Genomic DNA, 1,752 nt, shown 5'->3' with positions numbered 1-1,752 from the left:
TAGTGTGATTACCAAGGGATTATGTCGGTCTAATTACCGAGCGACTTTGACGTAAATAGCATACCAGCCAGTTATTTAACTGGCTACAGTTTGTGCGGTTTCTTGTAACACTTGCGATCTTTCAACCCTCAGTGCGGTAGTGTTCAAGTTATTTCTAAGCCACATGCTGCGCACACCACCTGCACTAATATCAACACCAAGTGACTCAGTCAGCTTCATTGCGACTTTCTGTTGACCAAGATGTGGATGCTCAATTGAGAATTGCACAACCGCATCTTCTATCGCTTGATCTACACAATTTTTATGTCGCAGGTTTGGAGTCTCTTGACGTTTTAAAGCATCAGCCCCTCCTTGCTTAACCAGCTTTAAGTGACGGTGAATAGTATCTCGCGATACGCCACTTTGACGTGAGGCTGCACTGATACTTCCAAGCTTTTCGATTAATGCCAACACCTCTAGTTTCTTTTGTACTGCTAAGTCTTCTGATTCAAGCTTACTTGGCTCATTTACTTCAGATACCTTGAGTTGCCGCCCTGCGAAGTGTGCGGTGAAGCCTTTCTTGCTGGTGTTTCGGATCTCAATTTTCTGATTAGCTATGGAATGTTTTAGCGGTGAATCAATCAAATAGAACTTGTTACCGTAGCTGAAGGTGTGGTCATTGCGGATCTTACGATGGTCTTTGATGACACAGATATCGTCTAGGTTGGTGTGTTTTGATAATGGTGTGAACTCAGAACGTTGTTTCGATTTCACTTGTATTTTAGTTTGCCAGTATTGAGGAATAAAGACATGTTTAAGGTAAGCATTAGCCCCAGCAATATCATTGATATTATTTAACCTAAGCTCCGGCACAAGTCGGTCTTGGAAGGTATCAAACGCACGCTCAACACGCCCCTTACCTTGTGGTGAATTAGCAAAAATTATTTCAATACCTAATTCTTCACAGGCGCGTTGCATTTGAGAGAAGTTGCAACGCTTTGGCCCGCCGAATATACCAGCTCTGTCTACATAAAGCGTTTTAAACACACCTTGGGTTTCAATACATTCTCGCATTACCTTTAAGCAACCTACGGTCGTTTCTGAAGGAAAGAACTCGGCGTATACTTCACTAGTAGCATCGTCAATCATGATAACTAAACAGTGCTTTTTATCACCAAACCAACGATGAGGGCTACCATCCATTTGCATCATTAATCCCGGAGCTTCCATGCGTTCTCTGCGTTTGCGAACATTACTACGTCTTCGTTTAGCGCGTTTAACATGGTGGATATCATGCGCCCAACTTCGTAGGGTCTCGCGCTTAACTACGATGTTTTCATTGATTGCTAACTGCTCAGCTAAGTGAAGCAGATTCAAGTCGAAATACTTTTCTTTAATCAGAGTTTGCACGGCTTTTTTAATTGATACTGGTGTTTTATTTGGCGGGGCTTTGCCACGATTACCATGAATAGCAAATTGAATACCGACTTGCTGATATTGTTTGACGTAGCGTTCAATTGTACGTCGTGACTTGTTAAGTAACTTTGCTGCATTGCCAATTGTTATTCTGTTTTCTGCTACTTTAGCAATAATATCAACAGTGAGTTGAGCTTTTGAATCCATCACAATCATCCTCAACATGCCTTATTAGTATTCCAAAAACAAAACACTAACAGACACGTAAAAAAGTGACCGACAAATTCCCTTGGTAATTAGCGATTACGACAGAATCGCTTGGTAATTAAGATACGACAAAGTCGCTTGGTGTTAACA

Annotated in this window: 1 protein-coding gene; it reads right to left on the bottom strand. The window is 41.6% G+C overall.

The window, feature by feature from the left end; genetic code table 11:
- Nucleotides 1-75: 75 nt before the first annotated feature.
- Nucleotides 76-1,611, bottom strand: a complete 1,536-nt coding sequence (locus P20480_RS13835; protein WP_008127705.1) for an ISNCY family transposase — start codon at nucleotides 1,609-1,611, stop codon at nucleotides 76-78.
- Nucleotides 1,612-1,752 lie beyond the last annotated feature (141 nt).

Source organism: Pseudoalteromonas sp. BSi20480, from assembly GCF_000241365.1.
Classification (GTDB): Bacteria; Pseudomonadota; Gammaproteobacteria; order Enterobacterales; family Alteromonadaceae; genus Pseudoalteromonas; species Pseudoalteromonas marina.
The sequence above is the reverse complement of the archived record's forward strand: the minus strand, read 5'-3'. Positions and strand labels throughout refer to the sequence as shown.